Origin of the sequence: Oceanobacillus sp. FSL W7-1309 (assembly GCF_038002145.1) — a bacterium.
Lineage (GTDB): Bacteria > Bacillota > Bacilli > Bacillales > Amphibacillaceae > Oceanobacillus > Oceanobacillus profundus.
This window is the reverse complement of record NZ_JBBOBX010000001.1, coordinates 83,155-101,321: the sequence shown is the minus strand read 5'-3', so window position 1 is coordinate 101,321 and position 18,167 is coordinate 83,155. Positions and strand designations below refer to the sequence as shown.

The 18,167-nt window shown below is 38.4% G+C and carries 15 protein-coding genes; 13 read left to right on the top strand and 2 right to left on the bottom strand.

Translation table 11 applies throughout. From position 1 onward, the window contains the following. The first annotated feature begins 37 nt into the window (after nucleotides 1-37). The 11 genes from leuC to NST46_RS00425 all read left to right on the top strand — a co-directional run bounded on the left by leuC (nucleotide 38) and on the right by NST46_RS00425 (nucleotide 13,002). Nucleotides 38-1,444 carry a 3-isopropylmalate dehydratase large subunit gene (gene leuC, locus NST46_RS00475; RefSeq protein ID WP_095310727.1) on the top strand — a complete coding sequence of 469 codons (1,407 nt, stop codon included), beginning with the start codon at nucleotides 38-40 and terminating at the stop codon, nucleotides 1,442-1,444. Between the two features lie 13 nt (nucleotides 1,445-1,457). After that, nucleotides 1,458-2,042: a 3-isopropylmalate dehydratase small subunit gene (gene leuD / locus NST46_RS00470; RefSeq protein WP_341136573.1), complete on the top strand. Its 585-nt coding sequence runs from the start codon at nucleotides 1,458-1,460 to the stop codon at nucleotides 2,040-2,042. A 71-nt stretch (nucleotides 2,043-2,113) separates the two neighbouring features. Further along, entirely contained in the window at nucleotides 2,114-3,082 is a 969-nt protein-coding gene (ilvA, locus tag NST46_RS00465; RefSeq protein ID WP_445321728.1) for a threonine ammonia-lyase, read from the top strand. 694 nt (nucleotides 3,083-3,776) lie between these two features. After that, nucleotides 3,777-4,787 (top strand): ABC transporter ATP-binding protein, encoded by a 1,011-nt coding sequence (locus tag NST46_RS00460; protein ID WP_341136571.1) that lies wholly within the window; start codon nucleotides 3,777-3,779, stop codon nucleotides 4,785-4,787. After that, nucleotides 4,774-5,706, top strand: coding sequence for an ABC transporter ATP-binding protein (locus NST46_RS00455; protein ID WP_095310721.1), 933 nt, complete (start codon nucleotides 4,774-4,776; stop codon nucleotides 5,704-5,706). The genes NST46_RS00460 and NST46_RS00455 overlap by 14 nt, the downstream gene beginning before the upstream one ends. Nucleotides 5,707-5,710: 4 nt before the next feature. Further along, on the top strand, nucleotides 5,711-6,673 hold the full coding sequence (opp4B, locus tag NST46_RS00450) for an oligopeptide ABC transporter permease (protein WP_095310719.1): 963 nt from the start codon (nucleotides 5,711-5,713) through the stop codon (nucleotides 6,671-6,673). Between the two features lie 28 nt (nucleotides 6,674-6,701). Then, complete coding sequence (locus NST46_RS00445; RefSeq protein ID WP_445321715.1) at nucleotides 6,702-7,610, top strand: ABC transporter permease; 909 nt, start codon at nucleotides 6,702-6,704, stop codon at nucleotides 7,608-7,610. Nucleotides 7,611-7,751: 141 nt separating this feature from the next. Beyond that, nucleotides 7,752-9,611: an oligopeptide ABC transporter substrate-binding protein gene (opp4A, locus tag NST46_RS00440; RefSeq protein ID WP_095310717.1), complete on the top strand. Its 1,860-nt coding sequence runs from the start codon at nucleotides 7,752-7,754 to the stop codon at nucleotides 9,609-9,611. A gap of 175 nt (nucleotides 9,612-9,786) precedes the next feature. Next, on the top strand, nucleotides 9,787-10,464 hold the full coding sequence (rpiA, locus tag NST46_RS00435) for a ribose-5-phosphate isomerase RpiA (protein ID WP_095310715.1): 678 nt from the start codon (nucleotides 9,787-9,789) through the stop codon (nucleotides 10,462-10,464). 300 nt (nucleotides 10,465-10,764) lie between these two features. Next, nucleotides 10,765-12,609, top strand: a complete 1,845-nt coding sequence (gene asnB, locus NST46_RS00430; protein ID WP_341136570.1) for an asparagine synthase (glutamine-hydrolyzing) — start codon at nucleotides 10,765-10,767, stop codon at nucleotides 12,607-12,609. 111 nt (nucleotides 12,610-12,720) lie between these two features. After that, the gene (locus NST46_RS00425) at nucleotides 12,721-13,002 is read left to right on the top strand and encodes a YciI family protein (protein WP_303450413.1); all 282 of its coding nucleotides are present in this window, start codon (nucleotides 12,721-12,723) and stop codon (nucleotides 13,000-13,002) included. Between the two features lie 50 nt (nucleotides 13,003-13,052). Here NST46_RS00425 and pflA read toward each other — a convergent pair whose 3' ends face one another. Together pflA and pflB are read right to left on the bottom strand one after the other, a co-directional pair. Beyond that, nucleotides 13,053-13,778: a pyruvate formate-lyase-activating protein gene (gene pflA / locus NST46_RS00420; protein WP_341136569.1), complete on the bottom strand. Its 726-nt coding sequence runs from the start codon at nucleotides 13,776-13,778 to the stop codon at nucleotides 13,053-13,055. Between the two features lie 114 nt (nucleotides 13,779-13,892). After that, the gene (gene pflB / locus NST46_RS00415; RefSeq protein WP_251659225.1) at nucleotides 13,893-16,136 is read right to left on the bottom strand and encodes a formate C-acetyltransferase; all 2,244 of its coding nucleotides are present in this window, start codon (nucleotides 16,134-16,136) and stop codon (nucleotides 13,893-13,895) included. 904 nt (nucleotides 16,137-17,040) lie between these two features. On the opposite strand from pflB, the gene NST46_RS00410 reads away from it, so the two are divergent. Further along, nucleotides 17,041-17,613, top strand: a complete 573-nt coding sequence (locus NST46_RS00410) for a chromate transporter (protein WP_095310707.1) — start codon at nucleotides 17,041-17,043, stop codon at nucleotides 17,611-17,613. Next, a complete protein-coding gene (locus NST46_RS00405; RefSeq protein WP_095310705.1) occupies nucleotides 17,610-18,137 on the top strand; it encodes a chromate transporter in 528 nt (175 codons plus the stop codon). Before NST46_RS00410 ends, NST46_RS00405 begins: the two co-directional genes overlap by 4 nt. The last annotated feature ends 30 nt before the right edge of the window (nucleotides 18,138-18,167 follow it).

Genomic DNA, 18,167 nt, shown 5'->3' with positions numbered 1-18,167 from the left:
AGATTCATACGTATTTTAAAGAGTGAGGTGTTAGGAAATGGGAAAACCGGAAACAATCATTGATAAAATATGGAAGAAGCATGTGGTACACCAAGAAGAGGGAAAACCAGACCTTCTATATATTGACCAGCACCTTGTTCATGAAGTAACTTCGCCACAAGCCTTTGAAGGTTTACGGATGAACAATCGAAAGGTTCGTCGCCCTGATTTGACATTTGCGACGATGGATCACAATGTGCCAACTATAAATCGACAAGTTGTCAAAGATGAGATTTCAAAAAAGCAAATGGAGACATTAAAGCAGAATTGTGCCGATTTTGGAATTAAACTTGCAGATATGTTTCACCCAGACCAAGGTATTGTTCATGTAATCGGACCACAGCTAGGGTTGACACAGCCAGGAAAGACAATCGTATGCGGGGATAGTCATACTTCTACGCATGGTGCATTCGGCGCGTTAGCTTTTGGGATTGGCACGAGTGAGGTGGAGCATGTACTTGCAACTCAAACGATCTGGCAAGAACGCCCAAAATCATTGAATGTTAAAGTTATTGGTGATCTCGGTCCAGGTGTAACTGCAAAGGATTTGATTCTAGCTATTATAGGGAAATTTGGAGTTCGCTTTGGTACAGGGTATGTCATGGAATATACAGGTGAAGCAATTCGTAACTTATCCATGGAAGGAAGAATGACTGTTTGTAATATGTCAATTGAAGCAGGGGCGAGGGCAGGATTGATCAGCCCGGATCAGAAAACGATTGATTATTTAGAAGGAAGAGAATATGTTCCTAATGGAGAAGCATTCTATAAAGCAGCAGAAGAATGGCTTGCTTTAGCAACAGACGAAGGTGCTACGTATGATCACACCGTAACCATTCAAGCTGATGAAATTGAACCACAGGTTACATGGGGGACAAATCCAGGAATGTGTGTACCTGTTGGTGGGAATACACCGGTTGTTGCGGATTCGGACCATAAAGAAGATGTGAAGCGAGCTCTTGAATATATGGGTCTGGAAGAAAATCAGCCAATTACTTCTATTGAAATTGATCATGTGTTTATTGGCTCATGTACAAATTCAAGATTAAGTGACTTAGAAAAAGCAGCGGCAATTGTTAAAGGTAGAAAAGTGAAGGATCATATTAAAGCAATCGTCGTTCCTGGTTCCTTTAGTGTAAAATTACAAGCTGAAGCAGCTGGCTTGGATAAAGTTTTTACGGAAGCAGGATTTGAATGGCGAGAATCAGGGTGCAGTATGTGTCTTGGAATGAATGATGATATTGTTCCAGCTGGAGGACGTTGTGCTTCCACTTCGAATCGTAATTTTGAAGGAAGACAAGGAAATGGGGCACGTACGCATCTTGTCAGTCCCGAAATGGCAGCAGCCGCAGCGATTGAAGGGCGTTTTGTAGATGTACGTAACTTTGCAGGAGTACTTAGCTAGGAGATGACGAACAATGGAAGCAATTCAAGAGCATAAAGGATTAGTATACCCATTAGATCGCTCAAATGTGGATACGGATCAAATTATTCCTAAGCAGTTTTTGAAAAGAATTGAGCGTACAGGTTTTGGAGAATTTTTATTTTATAACTGGCGATTTGATGATGACGGTAACCCAAGAGAAGACTTTACGTTAAATCAACAGCAATACAAAAACGCATCGATTTTAATAGCAGGTGAGAATTTTGGCTGTGGGTCTTCAAGAGAACACGCGCCGTGGGCACTGACAGACTTTGGTTTTAAGGTGATTCTTGCACCAAGCTTTGCTGATATCTTCTATAATAATGCATTGAAAAATGGAATTATTCCGATTAAGATGGAAGAAGAGCAACTTCATGAATGGATGCAAGATGCTGCAGATTCACAATTGGTTTTGCATGTTGATTTACGGAACCAACAAATTTCTGATGAGAAGGGGAATGTCATAACCTTTGATATCCCTGAATATCATAAGGAAAAGCTGTTGAATGGCTGGGATGATATTGCATTAACCTTGCTTCAAGAAAATAAAATATTAGCATACGAAGCCAACAGAAATTAAATGAATTTGAACGAGAAGAAGGAGTGAATGGTCTTGGGGATTTCTTAAACGGTGATAAGGTCTACCATGCAATGAAGCGGCTGACCCCCATTGTTCATCGTACACCATTATTAACATCACATACGACAGATAATATAGTAGGAAAACACGTCTATTGCAAAATGGAAAATCAGCAAAAAACAGGAGCATTTAAGTTTCGTGGAGCAAGCTTTAAGCTGATGCAGCTGTCAAAAGAACAGCTTGCTAAAGGTGTGCTTACTGCCTCTGCAGGAAATCATGCACAAGGGGTTGCGCATGCAGCAGCGAAGCTTGGCGTGAAAGCAACCATCTTTATGGCAGAAGGTACGCCACTTGCGAAAGTGAATGCTACACGAAACTATGGTGCTGAAGTAGTATTAATTGGTGAGAGCTTCCAGGAAGCATATCAGGCATCCATCGAACATCAATCGGTATCTGGGGCAGTTTATATCCATCCTTTTGATGACTATGATATTATGGCAGGACAGGGAACCATTGCAATGGAGATGCTTCGGCAAGAAGACAGAATGGATACGATCCTCGTCCCAATCGGTGGGGGAGGATTAATTAGCGGTATTGCTGTTGCTGCGAAGCATGTGAACCGGAATATTAGAATAATCGGTGTTCAAGCAGAAGGGGCCCCGGCAATATATGAGAGCTACCATGCTAATTCGGTGATGAAATCGAATAAGGTTTCAACTATAGCAGAAGGAATTGCTGTTAAAGAACCAGGAAGTCTAACCTTACCAGTTATCAGGGAGTATGTAGACGATATAGTTACAGTGACAGATGAGCAAATTGCTTCAGCCATTGTGTATATGCTCGAACGAAATAAAACACTAATGGAAGGAGCGGGAGCAGCTGCCTTGGCAGCCTTATTCGCCCATAATGATAAAATAAAATCAAGGCACTGCGGTGTGATTGTAAGTGGAGGAAATTTGGATATTGGTGCAATGTCCAATATTCAGCAGCTTGCCGAACAAAAAAACCCCAAAAAAGAAAAAGCTTACATGGCATTATAAGAAAAAGCTTCTTGGCATTTATTTTCCAAGAGGCTTTTTTTCTGTTTTTAGGAAAAACGGTAAGCGGATACATCCGTTGATTTGTCAGAGTTTGTCAGATTTTAGGCGAAAATAATTGATTTAGTCAATTAAATTTATCTGAAAATTAGCTATTAAGATTTAAAATTTTCATATAATGCGAAAAAAATTAATTAAAAAAATATTTATATGCTTACTTGTTAAACCCTTAATAGTAAAGACTTTATAAAGAGAATTCTTATTAATAACGAAAATTATCAGAATTTATTACTGTTAAATTTTATCAAAAGATATTGCTTTTATAAAAATATTCACTTATAATCTTCTAATATATTAAGAAATATTTACGATTTGATTTCGGATAATACAAAATGTTTAAAAAACAAATATAAGTTTCCGAATAAGTCGATAAAGAAATACAACTTTTTTGTCTTTGTATTGACTCAGGATGTGAATTATTAGAAAAATCACAAAAGCTAATATGCTAAAAATAATTACAAAATAGTTATAAGTCTATTATATTTATTAGTTAGGAAGACTTTTTATTTTTTAATAATTATCAGAACCTTCTGTTTAGAGGGGGTGCAGTAGATCAAATTTTTTTAAGTACCATGTAGCTCTTTTATATCAATCATACTTCATAGTAGAGGTAAATTAATACTTTAGGGGGATTAATTTGAGTAATAAATTATTGGAAATTAAAAACCTATCAACCTCATTCCGCATCGGTGATGATTATTATGCTGCAGTGGATGATGTTACATTAACGCTAAATAAAAACGAAGTATTAGGTATTGTTGGAGAATCGGGTTCGGGAAAAAGTGCACTTGCATTCTCCATAATGAGACTCCACAATCGGGCAAAAATAGAAGGAAGTATTCTGCTCAATGATCAGGATATTGTAGACATGTCTGCTGCTAATTTAAATAAATTACGTGGTGACGATATGGCAATGATTTTCCAAGATCCACTGACAGCATTAAATCCGCTAATGGAAATTGGAGAACAGATTAGTGAAGCATTACTTTTACATAATCCTAGAATGACACAGAAACAACGTAAGCAAAGAGTTATAGAATTATTAAATTTAGTAGGAATTCCACGTCCGGAATTTGTATATGAGCAATTCCCGCATGAATTATCTGGGGGGATGCGACAACGAGTTGTTATAGCGATTGCAATTTCGAATAAACCAGAATTATTAATTGCAGATGAGCCGACTACAGCACTAGATGTAACGATTCAGGCGCAAATACTGGATTTAATTCGCAAGCTAAAAGAAGAAATGAATGCTGGAATTATTCTAATTACGCATGATCTAGGTGTTGTTGCTGAAATGGCTGACCGGGTAGCTGTTATGTATGCTGGACAAATTGTAGAAATTGCTGAAGTACATACATTGTTCGAAAATCCATTACATCCTTATACCAAATCATTACTGAATTCAGTACCAACGGAAGGACAAGACAAGCTTCACGTCATTCAAGGGATTGTCCCATCGTTAAAAAATTTACCGCGTAAAGGGTGCCGTTTTGCATCAAGAATACCTTGGATTGACGCCTCTGTCCACGAAGAAAATCCTGTATTGCATGAGGTTAAACCAGGTCATTTTGTAAGGTGCAGTTGTCACACGCATTTTTACTTCTCTGAAGAAAGTAAGGAGGCTGAGAAGAGTGGCATTTCTTGAGGTTAAGGATTTACAAGTATATTTTCCGATTAAAGGCGGAGTTTTCAATCGCACCGTTGGCCATATCAAAGCCGTTGATGGTGTTTCTTTTTCTCTGGAACAAGGTAAAACATACGGGCTAGTTGGAGAATCAGGTTCAGGGAAGTCAACCACTGGAAGAGCAATTATTGGTTTAGAAAATGTAACTTCTGGACAGATATTATTTGAAGGTAAAGATATTACATCAATGAAAAGTAAGACAAAAGATTTGAGAAAAGATATTCAAATGATCTTTCAAGATCCGTATTCGTCTTTGAATCCTAAAAAGCGTGTTCTCGATATTATTGCAGAACCATTGCGAAATTTCGAAATGCATTCTAAACAGGAGGAAAAAAAGAAAGTACAAGACTTATTGGAACTTGTAGGATTGAGTCCAGAGAGTATATTGAAATATCCCCATCAATTCTCTGGTGGACAGAGGCAACGGATTGGTGTTGCAAGGGCACTAGCTTTAAAACCAAAGTTAATTATTGCTGATGAGCCTGTTTCAGCATTAGATGTTTCTGTTCAAGCCCAGGTACTTAATTTCATGCGAGAAATTCAAGATCAGCTAAACTTGACATACCTATTAATTAGTCATGATTTAGGTATCATTAAACATATGTGTGATCACATAGGAATTATGTATAAGGGACGTTACGTGGAAGAAGGGACAAAAGAAGAGATTTTTACGAAACCTCATCATATTTATTCGAAACGTCTCGTTGCTGCAATTCCTGATATTAATCCGCGAATGCGTGAAAAGCAATATCGATATCGTCAAGAGGTACAAGAAGAATACAACAGTTCCTATAATGATTATTTTGATCATGAAGGATTAGCGTACAGCTTGCAATCGATATCGGATACACATAAAGTTGCTTTGCCGAAGAGAGGTTGATTCTATGTGGAAATTTATTGTTAGACGACTTTTTGTAACTTTTCCTCAAATTGTAATACTTAGTGTTATTATTTTTATTCTAGCGCAAATGATGCCGGGAGATGCACTTACTGGCTTAATCGATCCAAATATTGATCCGGCTGCAATCGAAGAGCAGCGTGAACGGCTAGGTCTCAACAATCCATGGTATGTTCAATATAGTGACTGGGTTAAAGGCGTCGTACAAGGGGATCTTGGACAATCATTTCGATATAAGATGCCCGTATCTGATCTGATTGAACAACGGATGATTAACACATTTTGGTTGTCACTTCTTACACTAATTTTTACATATGCAATGGCGATTCCGTTGGGCATTATTAGCGGACGCTGGAACGATACGTGGTTAGACCGTGCAATTACAGGCTATACCTATATTGGATTTGCAGCCCCACTGTTTATTACCGCCTTATTGATGGTTTGGGTTTTCGGTTTTCATTTTGGTTGGTTTCCAACAGGTGGAAGTGTTGCACCAGGACTAACACCAGGAACATTTGAGTATTTTATAAGTAAGTTACAACATTTATTATTACCTGCATTTTCAATGGCAGTAATTACCACAGTTTCTACGGTTCAATATTTGCGAAGTGAAATAATTGATACGAAACAGAAAGACTTTATTGTAACTGCGAGGGCTAAGGGAGCTCCTGAATCGAGAGTATATAATCGACATATTTTCAGGAATTCATTATTGCCAATTGCTGCTTTTTTTGGCTATGAAATTTCAGGGTTAATCGGAGGATCTATATTTATTGAAAGTATATTTTCTTTTCCGGGAATGGGGCAATTATTCCTTGATTCGGTACTTTTACGAGATTATAGTGTCGTAACTTCAGTTGTATTAATTTTTGGTATTGCTGCCATATTAGGTGCTTTGCTTTCTGATATTATTTTAAGTATCGTTGATCCAAGGATACGCATCAAGTAGAATCCGAGAGACACTGAGGTGAGTTAAAATGGAAATGAACAAGGTTAATGCAGACGTTCAAGCGTCTGATCAAGTAAGAAGTCCCTCCGGATTTTCAATTTTATGGAGGGAAATTGTCCGAGATAAAGTTGCGTTAATATCTTTAATCCTGTTGATACTTACATGCATGTTTGTATATGGTATTTCTTTATTTTTAGATCAAGGGGAAATTGTAAAAGTTGATTTATTTGCAATACATGAACCTCCAAATGATCAATTTATATTAGGTACGGATTATGGTGGTCGTGATGTGTTTGGCCAATTAATTATTGGAACGAGAAACTCGTTATCTATTGGAATATTAGTTACTTTAATATCAGGAACAGTTGGGATTTTGCTCGGCTTAATTTCTGGGTATTTTGGAGGCCATATTGATAACGCTGCTATGCGGTTAGTTGACTTTTTCATGGTTTTGCCAACATTAATGATCGTTATTGTTTTTGTAACCATTGTATCTGATTATAGCATTTGGTCTTTCTCTCTTATTATGTCCGCCTTTTTATGGATGGGGATTGCTAGGCTTATTCGTTCGAAAGCATTACAGGAAAGGGAGCACGATTATGTTCAAGCTTCGAAGACTTTGGGTTCGTCCAATTTTAAAATTATGTTTGCACAAGTTCTGCCTAACTTAAGTTCTATAATTATTGTTACAATGACATTAAACTTAGCAGCGAATATTGGAATTGAATCTGGTCTTTCTTTCCTTGGATTTGGCTTCCCGGAAAGTACACCAAGCCTTGGAACACTTATCAGTTATGCTAGAAATCCGCAAACGCTTGAATTTAGATGGTGGATTTGGCTACCGGCAGCAATACTCATTCTAATTTTGATGCTTGCTATAAATAATGTTGGCCAGGCATTAAAACGCGCTACTGATGCAAGGCAGCGAAGAGGTTAATAAAGGATAGTTGTGTACACATCTTACTTTGGTACCTACATTAATACCTTTATTCAAATCGTATTAATGTTAGATATATAATTTCAGTCATTAAAAACTGAAATTAAGAAAAAGCTTTTAAAAAAAGGGGAGGTTAGAGTTATGGGTAAGTCAAAACTTATGAAGGCGCTATTAGCACTAATGTTGGTTCTTTTAGTTGCATTAGCTGCTTGTAGCGGGGACTCTGATGATGGTCAAAGTGAAGGGACTGATAGTGGTTCTGATTCTGGGGATTCAGCAGAGGCTGATGATGGAGGAGAAAGTGATAGTGAAAGTGAACTTTATTCAATTGAAGATTTTAATCAAATTAAGACAAATGAAGGGGAAGCAATTGATGGAGGAACACTTACATTTGGTTTAGTTTCGGATACTGCATTTGAAGGAACGCTAAACTGGAATTTCTACTCAGGAGACCCAGATGCTCAAATCTTAGATTGGTTTGATGAGGCTTTGCTAACTTGGGATGAAAACTATGTGTATACAAATGATGGAGCAGCTACGTATGAAATCAGTGAAGATGGGCATGTCTTTACGTTCACGATTGGTGATAATGTAAACTGGCATGATGGTGAGCCAGTCACTGCTGAAGATTGGTTGTTCGCGCATGAAGTAATTGGCCATCCAGACTATGATGGCCCACGATATGGTTCAGATTTTACTAATATTGAAGGAATGGAAGAGTACCATGCAGGTGAAGCGGATACGATTTCAGGTATCAAAGTGATTGACGATAAAACATTAGAGATCACCTATATTCAAGCAACACCATCACTAGTAACTGGTAGTATTTGGACATATCCATTAGCGAAGCATATTTTTGGTGATATGGAAGTAGCAGAAATGTCTGCATCACCAGAAGTACGTGAAAACCCAATTGGATTTGGTCCGTTTAAGGTAGAAAGCATTGTACCGGGGGAATCCGTAACCATGGTTAAAAATGAAGACTACTGGAGAGGCGAGCCAAATTTAGATGGTGTTACTGTAAAAGTAATTAACCCGAATGTGGTAGTACAAGAGCTTGAATCCGGTGGTGTTGATACCGTGAGTGCATTCCAGGTGGATCAATACCCTGACAATGCAGAAATGTCCAATGTTGAATATTTAGGAAGAATTGATAGGTCATATTCATATATTGGATTTAAATTAGGTACTTGGGACAAAGAAAATGGTGAAGTTGTGACAGATCCTGAAGCAAAAATGGCAGATGTTAATCTACGTAAAGCAATGTGGCATGCAGTAGATAACACGACTGTTGGTGAACGTTTCTATAACGGTCTACGTTGGAATGCAACAACACTCATTCCACCGTCACATCCAGAATTCCATGATGATTCAAACGCTGGAGTTTCATATGATCCAGAAGCAGCAAAACAACTTTTGGATGAGGCTGGTTATGTAGATGTAGATGGAGATAACTTCCGCGAAAATCCTGATGGCGAAGAGCTTGTTATTAATTTTGCTTCCATGTCTGGAGGAGAAGTGGCAGAACCATTAGCTCAATACTATATCCAGGCTTGGGAACAAGTTGGTTTAAATGTGCAGCTTTTAGATGGACGTTTACAAGAATTTAATTCATTCTACGATCGTGTAGGTCAAAATGGTGATGATGACCCAGCGGTTGATATTTATTCAGCAGCTTGGGGCGTTGGAATCGACGTAGATCCTAGAGGATTGTATGGCCGAGACGCGATCTTCAACTTCTCTCGTTATTCAAGTGACAAAAACGATGAATTACTGGCTGCTGGAGTTTCGGAGGATGCCTTTGAACTAGAGAATCGTCAAAAAGTATACAATGAGTGGCAGCAATTCATGATTGATGAAGTTCCTGTATTCCCAACATTATACCGTTCAGAGCTTGTACCTGTAAATAATCGAGTTCATAATTACTATATCGGTGATGGAACAAACATGTATCGTTATGATATTGCAGTTACGCAAGAAGAACCAATTGTAGCTGAATAAATAGTAAATGAAAAGAAGGCTCGTTTTGTGAGTCTTCTTTTTGTGCGGTTACGTATCTAATATAAATTTATCAAACTTGCGATTTGAGTGTATTTATAAAATTTCTCCTGATTTTGCTGGACGGGTCGAATAAGCTATAATAATTAATAGATATATAATCAAGGAGGCGTAAGTAATGCTAACGGAACAAGATCAAATGAAAAAAGCAGTTGGAGAAAAAGCTGCGACTTTTGTAAAAGATGGTATGAAAATAGGTCTTGGATCGGGATCAACTGTATATTGGATGGTACGGAAGCTAGGTGAGCTTGTTGATGCTGGTGTAAATATTGAGGGAATTCCATCATCAAAACAAACAGAGAAATGGGCGCAGGAATTTGGCGTACCACTTACTGATTTTCGGGAAGTAAAGGAATTGGATATTACAATTGATGGTGCGGATGAAGTAGATGAAAATCATCAACTCATCAAAGGTGGAGGTGCAGCGTTATTTCGTGAGAAAATTATTGCACAGGCTGCTAAGGAACTGATTATTATTGTGGATGAATCAAAAATGGTTTCACATTTGGGAGAGTATCCACTGCCTGTCGAAGTGCTTCCATTTGCTTGGGAACGAACAGCAAATGAAATTTCGAAACTTGGCTGTGTGCCAAAGCTGCGTACGCTTGATGGAGAAATATTAGTTACCGATAATGGGAATTACATATTGGATTGTCCGTTCAATAAAATACCAGATCCAGATCAATTAAATAAACAATTGAAGCAAATTGTTGGAGTAATAGAAACTGGCTTATTTATCGATATGACAACGAAAGTAATTATTGGAAATAAAGAAACGGTTACTGTTGTCGAGTAAAATGATGTAATAGAAGAGACACCCTAGAAGAGATTCTTTGGGTGTTTTTACCACGCATTAACGAACTGTGATATCTCGACCTCCAATCCTGAAGAAAATCAAAATGTTGAGGATAGGGGATAAAACAGCCCGTAAATTCCTGATTCTGTTCAAGGGCCTTTAGGTCATACCCTTGTGGTACTAATATTTAGTTGGAAGGAGTCTCCCCGCTAAATGAAGTCTCACTTTATCACTTTATCCGACTTTTTTGCATACGATGAGAAGTAGACTTAAAAATGTGGGTGGAAAGGGTGGCATCATTTGTGTGGAATAACTGGATTTGTTGACTGGAAGAGGCATGCGCATACACGACTAGCGGTTTTGGAGAAAATGACAGATACGTTATCATTACGGGGACCTGATGAAACAAATCATTGGATCTATGAACATACTGGGTTTGGACATAAGCGGCTGTCGGTTGTTGATTTAGAAGGCGGAAAACAACCAATGCATAAGAAAAAGAATGATTTTACTTATACGATTGTTTATAATGGAGAGCTTTACAATACGGAGGAATTACGCCAAACGCTTCTTCAAAAAGGTTATGTATTCCAGACCTCATCTGATACAGAGGTTTTGCTGACAGCTTACTTGGAGTGGAAAGAAGATTGCGTCAATTATCTCAATGGCATTTATGCATTCGGTGTCTGGGATGAAGAAAAAGAACAGCTTTTTATGTCGAGAGACCGTTTAGGTGTAAAACCGTTGTTTTTTTATGAGGAACAAGAGCAGTTCATTTTTGGCTCAGAGTTGAAAGCAATTCTAGCTCATGATGCTGTTGATGCAGCAATAGATCATGAAGGTATATCGGAAATCTTTGGTCTAGGGCCGTCGAGAACACCTGGACACGGATTATTTAAAGGTATACGTGAACTTCGTGCAGCGCATTCATTAATCTTTTCCAAAAATGGGTTAAAAGTTTGGCGTTATTGGAACATGGTCAGTAAGCCACATATTGATTCACTGGAAGATACTGCGCAAAAGGTAAGAGAACTAGTTGTAGATGCAGTGCAACGGCAGATTGTAGCAGATGTACCTGTATCTACTTTGTTATCTGGTGGATTAGACTCTAGTGCGATTACAGCTATAGCTGCAGACTATTTTAAGGAAAAAGGAAAGGGAACATTAACGACTTTTTCAGTAGATTATGCTGGAAATGAGCAACATTTTCAGTCAAGTACCTTCCAGCCCTCTAGTGATAAGCCTTGGATTGAACAGATGGTTAATGTATTTTCGACAGATCATCATGATGAAATTATCTCTGGACTTGAGCTTGCTGCTTTACTGAAGGAAGCGGTAGATGTTCGAGATCAGCCAGGGCAAGCGGATATTGATTCATCTTTATTATGGTTTTGTCGTCGGATTAAAGAAAGAACAACGGTGGCATTGTCCGGTGAGTGTGCTGATGAAATCTTTGGTGGCTATCCATGGTTTCATGATCCGTCGGCCATTCAAGATGGTTTTCCTTGGATGCGTTCTTTAGATGCGCGAATCGACTTGCTTCATTCCCAATGGCAAAAGAAATTAGATTTAAAAAGCTATGTTCAAAATCGTTATCAGGAAACTATTCTGGAAACGCCAAGGCTGGATGGTGAATCACCTGAAGAAGCCAAGCGCAGAGAGCTTTTTTATTTAAATATGCAATGGTTTATGGCGCAGCTGCTTGACCGGAAGGATCGGATGAGTATGGGAGCCAGTCTAGAAGTACGTGTTCCTTATGCAGATCATCGTATTGTGGAATATGTTTGGAATATCCCATGGGAAATGAAAAATCTCGATGGACGTGAAAAAGGAATTTTACGCAAGGCGCTGGAAGGTATTGTACCAGATGATGTTTTATATCGAAAAAAGAGTCCATATCCGAGGACCTTTCAACCAGAATATACGAAGCAGGTAATAGCGTGGATGGAAACAATTTTAGCAGATCCGAATGCTCGTTTATTTGAATTTATGAAGCGTGAAAAAGTGGAAGCTATTGTAAACAGTGAAGGGAAGGAATTTAAGGAGCCATGGTATGGTCAGTTAATGCGCGGCCCCCAATTAATTGCACACTTATGTCAAATTGATTATTGGCTACGTAAATATGATGTGAAGATTCAAGTATGATAGAAAGGTTCTCTTAAAAGGATTGGCTCCCTTTTAAAAGAACCTTTTATTATGTAACTCTTTGAAAATTGCGATATAATAATGCTAGTTTCAATTAGGAGGGGGATACATATGAAGTATTATGCTGCATTTTCACCAATGAAGAATGCTGAAAAAAGCAGGCAGTATCGTCAAGATCATTTAGACTATTTAGGCAAGTTAGCCGAACAGGGGAAAGTTTTTGCTAAAGGTCGTTTTACGGATAGTACTGGTGGACTTGTTATTTACATCGCGGAAAGCTTTGAAGAGGTTGAAGAAATTGTGAAAAACGATCCATATGTTGTTTATGGAGCAAGAGGGTATGATATTCATGAATGGGAAATGACTACGGAAGCAGTTTTACCAGAAAAGTAGATTACATGTAAAGTCAGGGCCCTTTTTCAAAGGAGAGTCCTGACTTTTTGTTATGCATTTAAAATTTGTATTGCATTTTGAACGCGTGCATCTGTTGGCGGTTCGACAGCGTCAAGCGGATATTCTAACCCTAGTGCTTCCCACTTATATACGCCCATTTTATGATAAGGTAATACTTCGATTTTCTTGATATTAGTTAGTGTATGAATAAAAAGAGATAAATCCTTTAAATCCTCTTCATTATCACTATGTCCAGGAACAAGCACATGACGGATCCAGACAGGAATATTTTTTTTATCTAAATAACGAGCAAGTAGGAGAATATGATCGTTAAACATGCCAGTTAGTATTTTATGCTTCACTGGATTAATCTGTTTGATATCCATTAACACTAGATCAGTTAGTTCCAAGAGTTCGTCAAGCTGCTTCAGAAATGCAGGAGATTTGGAGAAACAGCCACCGGCAGTATCAATTGCTGTATGGATACCTAATTCTTTTAGTTCTTTAAAAAGGGCTATCAGAAACTTAACATGGAGCAATGGTTCTCCGCCACTTACGGTAACGCCTCCACCAGATGCTTGGAAAAAGGGGAGGTAATCCTTGATGTCCGTGACGAGTTCATTTACCGTCATTTCCTTGCCATCGCCCATTTTCCATGTGTCTGGATTATGGCAAAACTGGCAGCGGAGCGGGCAGCCTTGCATAAAAATTATATAGCGCAAACCTGGACCATCGACGGTTCCACATGTTTCGATAGAATGAATTCGACCTTTCACTTGAAAAACCTCCCCATTAAAATTGTTGACGTAATAGGGTGCTCCCCTTAAACAGGGAAGCGAGAACCTATATCATCTAACTATTGCATGCTTTTTTCCTTACAAGTGGTTTGCTTACATCCCTTTATGGAATGTTCGATTAATAACATCTAATTGTTGTTCTCTCGTTAATTTAATAAAGTTTACCGCATATCCAGATACACGGATGGTTAGCTGTGGATATTGTTCTGGATGCTCCATTGCATCGAGCAATGTTTCTCGATCAAACACATTGACGTTTAAATGATGTCCACCTTTTATCGTATATCCGTCTAGCATTCCTGCTAGATTTTGAATTCGTGTACTTTCTTCTCTCCCTAATGCTTTTGGTACAATGGAAAAGGTGTTGCTTATTCCGTCTAATGCGTATTCGTAAGGCAATTTTGCGACAGAGCTGAGGGATGCAAGTGCTCCTTTTTCGTCACGTCCATGCAATGGGTTCGCTCCAGGAGCAAAGGGCTCTCCAGCTTTTCGTCCATCTGGTGTATTTCCAGTTTTCTTCCCATAAACGACATTGGAAGTAATTGTTAATACAGAAAGTGTTGGTACAGAATTTCTGTATGTTTGATGCTTTTTGATTTTATTCATGAAGGCTGTGACAAGTTCGACTGCAATAGCGTCAACTCGGTCATCATTGTTTCCGTATTTCGGGAAATCTCCTTCTATTTTGTAGTCGATGGCATAGCCAGCTTCATTGCGGATTACTTTTACCTTTGCGTGCTTAATGGCACTTAGTGAATCAGCTGCAACTGATAATCCTGCAATCCCAGTTGCCATTGTCCGGAGAATGTCTCTATCATGTAATGCCATTTCAATTCGTTCATAGCTATATTTGTCATGCATGTAGTGAATCACATTTAGTGTATTAATATATAATCCGGCAAGCCATTCTAGCATTTGGTCATATTTTTCCATTACTTCCTCATAGTGTAGATATTCAGAAGTAATTGGTTCATAGTTCGGTCCTACTTGAGTGAAGGATTGTTCATCTACCCCGCCATTAATTGCATATAGCAATGCTTTGGCTAAGTTAGCTCGTGCACCGAAGAACTGCATTTGCTTGCCAATTTCCATTGCAGAAACACAGCATGCAATTCCATAATCATCTCCAAATTGTTTCCTCATGAGGTCATCATTTTCATATTGAATTGAACTTGTTTTAATGGACATAGATGCACAGTATTCCTTAAAAGGGCGTGGTAATTGATCAGACCATAAAACCGTTAAGTTTGGTTCGGGTGCAGGCCCAAGATTGTCTAATGTGTGTAAAAATCGGAACGAATTCTTTGTCACAAGCGGTGTACCATCTATAGCAATACCACCAATTGATTCTGTAACCCAAGTTGGATCTCCACTAAATAATTCATTGTAATCTGGAGTTCTTGCAAATTTTACAAGTCGTAGTTTCATTACAAAATGATCGACAAGCTCTTGTGCTGTTTCTTCTGTAATGACACCATTTTGAATGTCACGCTCAATATAAATATCTAAGAAGGTAGAAACCCTGCCAAGACTCATAGCTGCGCCGTTTTGCTCCTTGATAGCTGCTAAATAACCAAAATATAACCATTGGAACGCTTCGATTGCATTTGTAGCAGGATTGGAAATATCATATCCATAATCTGAACCGAGCTGTTTTAACTCTTGTAAGGCACGAATTTGTTCAGAAAGCTCTTCGCGGTCACGAATGATTTTCTCGGACATCACACCATTAACTCCCGTTGCTGCAAGTTCTTTTTGTTTATCTGCGATTAGCCTGTCAACACCATATAAAGCAACTCTTCGGTAATCGCCAATGATCCGTCCGCGTCCATAAGCATCAGGAAGACCTGTAATAATTCCAGCTTTTCTTGCTGCTCGCATTTCAGGTGTGTATGCATCAAAAACACCTTGGTTATGTGTCTTCCGATAATTGTTGAAGACATGCTTTACTTCTTCATCCAACTCATATCCGTATGCATGTAGAGCATCTTCTGCCATTCTAATACCACCAAATGGTTGAAGAGAGCGCTTAAAAGGTTGGTCTGTTTGGACACCAACAATTTTTTCAATACCTTTATTTAAATAGCCTGCTCCATGTGACGTAATGGTTGATACAATTGATGTGTCCATATCCAATACGCCACCATTTTCTCGTTCTTGCTTTGTTAAATCCATCACTTGTTCCCATAAAATTGTCGTGTTCCTTGTCGATCCTGCTAAAAAGCTTTCATCACCAGTATAGACAGTAATGTTTTGCATAATAAAGTCGCGAACATTAATTTCCTCTTGCCATTTTCCACTTTTAAAATCCATTTTGTTTTGAGCAGTTACAACCATAATAACCCTCCTAAAAAAGATATTGTGAAACATTGAGCATTCTTTATATATTTATCATATCACATATTTTTAGATGAAGTTATTTAAAATGTTAAAGAAGTGTGTCAGAATTGTAACTATATCGTGTCGATGAAGAAGGAAAGAAATATTTAAAAATATGTTTCATTCACGTATAATGGTATAAATGATTTGAACGTCATATTAAAGGAAATCATAAATGGATGAGTGCCCGAATGAGAAGAGAATAAGTTTATTTGGTCGTTCATAGAAGTGATGAGTGCCCGAATGAGAAGAGAGTAGGTTTATTTGGTCGTTCATAGAAGTGATGAGTGCCCGAATGAGAAGAGAGTAGGTTTATTTGGTCGTTCATAGAAGTGATGAGTGCCCGAATGGGAAGAGAGTAGGTTTATTTGGTCGTTCATAGAAGTGATGAGAGCCCGAATGGGAAGAGAGTAAGTATATTTGGTCGTTCATAGAAGTGATGAGTGCCCGAATGAGAAGAGAATAGGTTTATTTGGTCGTTCATAGAAGTGATGAGTGCCCGAATGAGAAGAGAGTAGGTTTATTTGGTCGTTCATAGAAGTGATGAGTGCCCGAATGAGAAGAGAATAAGTTTATTTGGTCATTCATAGAAGTGATGAGAGTCCTAATGGGAAGAGAGTAGGCTCCTTTGATTGGTCAAAGATGAGTTACCAATCAAAGGAATGATAAGTTCATTCTGTAAGTTATGTAGGCTATGAGCTTCTTGGCGCAGTGAGTTATTTGATTATCTAAAGCGAATGGGGTTCCAGCATTAAGAGAGCATCAACATTTGGGGCCTATTTACTGGATTCACGGGCTTACTCGAAAGCTCATCACTGGATAGGCTGGCAACATACTAAAAATAGATAAAGGTTTGTGACAAATGAAAACACATTGGAATTTATTTATTGCTTTTTTTCGTGTTGGTATACTCGGATTTGGGGGAGGACCTGCTTCGATACCGCTTATTCAAAAGGAAGTAGTTGATCACTATAAATGGATGGATAACGAGGAATTTGGTGATATTCTTGCTTTAGCAAACACATTACCGGGTCCAATTGCAACAAAGCTACCTGGTTATATTGGTTATCGGGTTGCCCGTACACTAGGAATGATAAATGCCGTTCTTGCTACGATTGTACCTACGATTTTATTAATGATTGTTTTACTCACTACACTTTCACAAGTTAAAGAATTTGATTGGGTGCAAGGAATGACGGCAGCAGTCGTTCCAGTAGTGGGGATGATGATGGCTGTCTTGACATGGCAATTTGCCCAAAAAGCTGCTATTGGCTTGGGATGGGTAAAGACATGTATATTTCTTGCCATTTTCTTTATCACTTTGCAAATTCTTCAGGTGCATCCAGGAATTTTGATTGCTGTTCTACTCATCCTGGCGCTGTCTCTGCCAGTCCACAAGAAGCAAAAAAAGAATAAAGAAGGTGAAGATGTATGATCTATATTGATATTTTTGTCGCCTTTTTTATTCCGGGTATTCTGGGCTATGGGGGAGGACCTGCTTCCATTCCCCTTATTGAAAATGAAGTGGTATTACGATATGGTTGGATGTCAGTGCAGGAATTTAGTGAGATTTTAGCGCTTGGAAACTCTTTACCAGGTCCAATTGCAACGAAGATGGCAGGGTACATAGGCTATGAAGTAGGAGGGGTTATTGGGTCGATTGTAGGCGTATTTGCTACTGTGGCTCCATCTCTAATTTTATTAATATTCCTTGGTGGACTGTTGTTAAAATATAAGGACTCTCCTAAAGTAAAGCGGTTAACGCTTTTTGTTCAGCCGGTCATTGCTATATTGCTCGGTGTTATGGCATGGAGGTTTTTCAGTGAATCTTATATAGGAATTGGAATTTGGCAGACGGTACTACTGGTTGGCGTTAGTTTTCTATTAATCGAGCGTTTTAAAATACACCCTGCATTTGTAATTGCCGGAGCTCTTATTTACGGTGGCTTTCTTTTATAAATAGATCTAGCCCTTATCGACTCCATAAGC

Coding starts and splice junctions, on each gene's coding strand:
- leuC (WP_095310727.1), top strand. CDS start 38: ATGGGAAAACCGGAAACAATCATTGATAAAATATGGAAGAAGCATGTG.
- leuD (WP_341136573.1), top strand. CDS start 1,458: ATGGAAGCAATTCAAGAGCATAAAGGATTAGTATACCCATTAGATCGC.
- ilvA (WP_445321728.1), top strand. CDS start 2,114: ATGAAGCGGCTGACCCCCATTGTTCATCGTACACCATTATTAACATCA.
- opp4B (WP_095310719.1), top strand. CDS start 5,711: ATGTGGAAATTTATTGTTAGACGACTTTTTGTAACTTTTCCTCAAATT.
- NST46_RS00445 (WP_445321715.1), top strand. CDS start 6,702: ATGGAAATGAACAAGGTTAATGCAGACGTTCAAGCGTCTGATCAAGTA.
- opp4A (WP_095310717.1), top strand. CDS start 7,752: ATGGGTAAGTCAAAACTTATGAAGGCGCTATTAGCACTAATGTTGGTT.
- rpiA (WP_095310715.1), top strand. CDS start 9,787: ATGCTAACGGAACAAGATCAAATGAAAAAAGCAGTTGGAGAAAAAGCT.
- NST46_RS00425 (WP_303450413.1), top strand. CDS start 12,721: ATGAAGTATTATGCTGCATTTTCACCAATGAAGAATGCTGAAAAAAGC.
- pflB (WP_251659225.1), bottom strand. CDS start 16,136: ATGGTTGTAACTGCTCAAAACAAAATGGATTTTAAAAGTGGAAAATGG.
- NST46_RS00410 (WP_095310707.1), top strand. CDS start 17,041: ATGAAAACACATTGGAATTTATTTATTGCTTTTTTTCGTGTTGGTATA.
- NST46_RS00405 (WP_095310705.1), top strand. CDS start 17,610: ATGATCTATATTGATATTTTTGTCGCCTTTTTTATTCCGGGTATTCTG.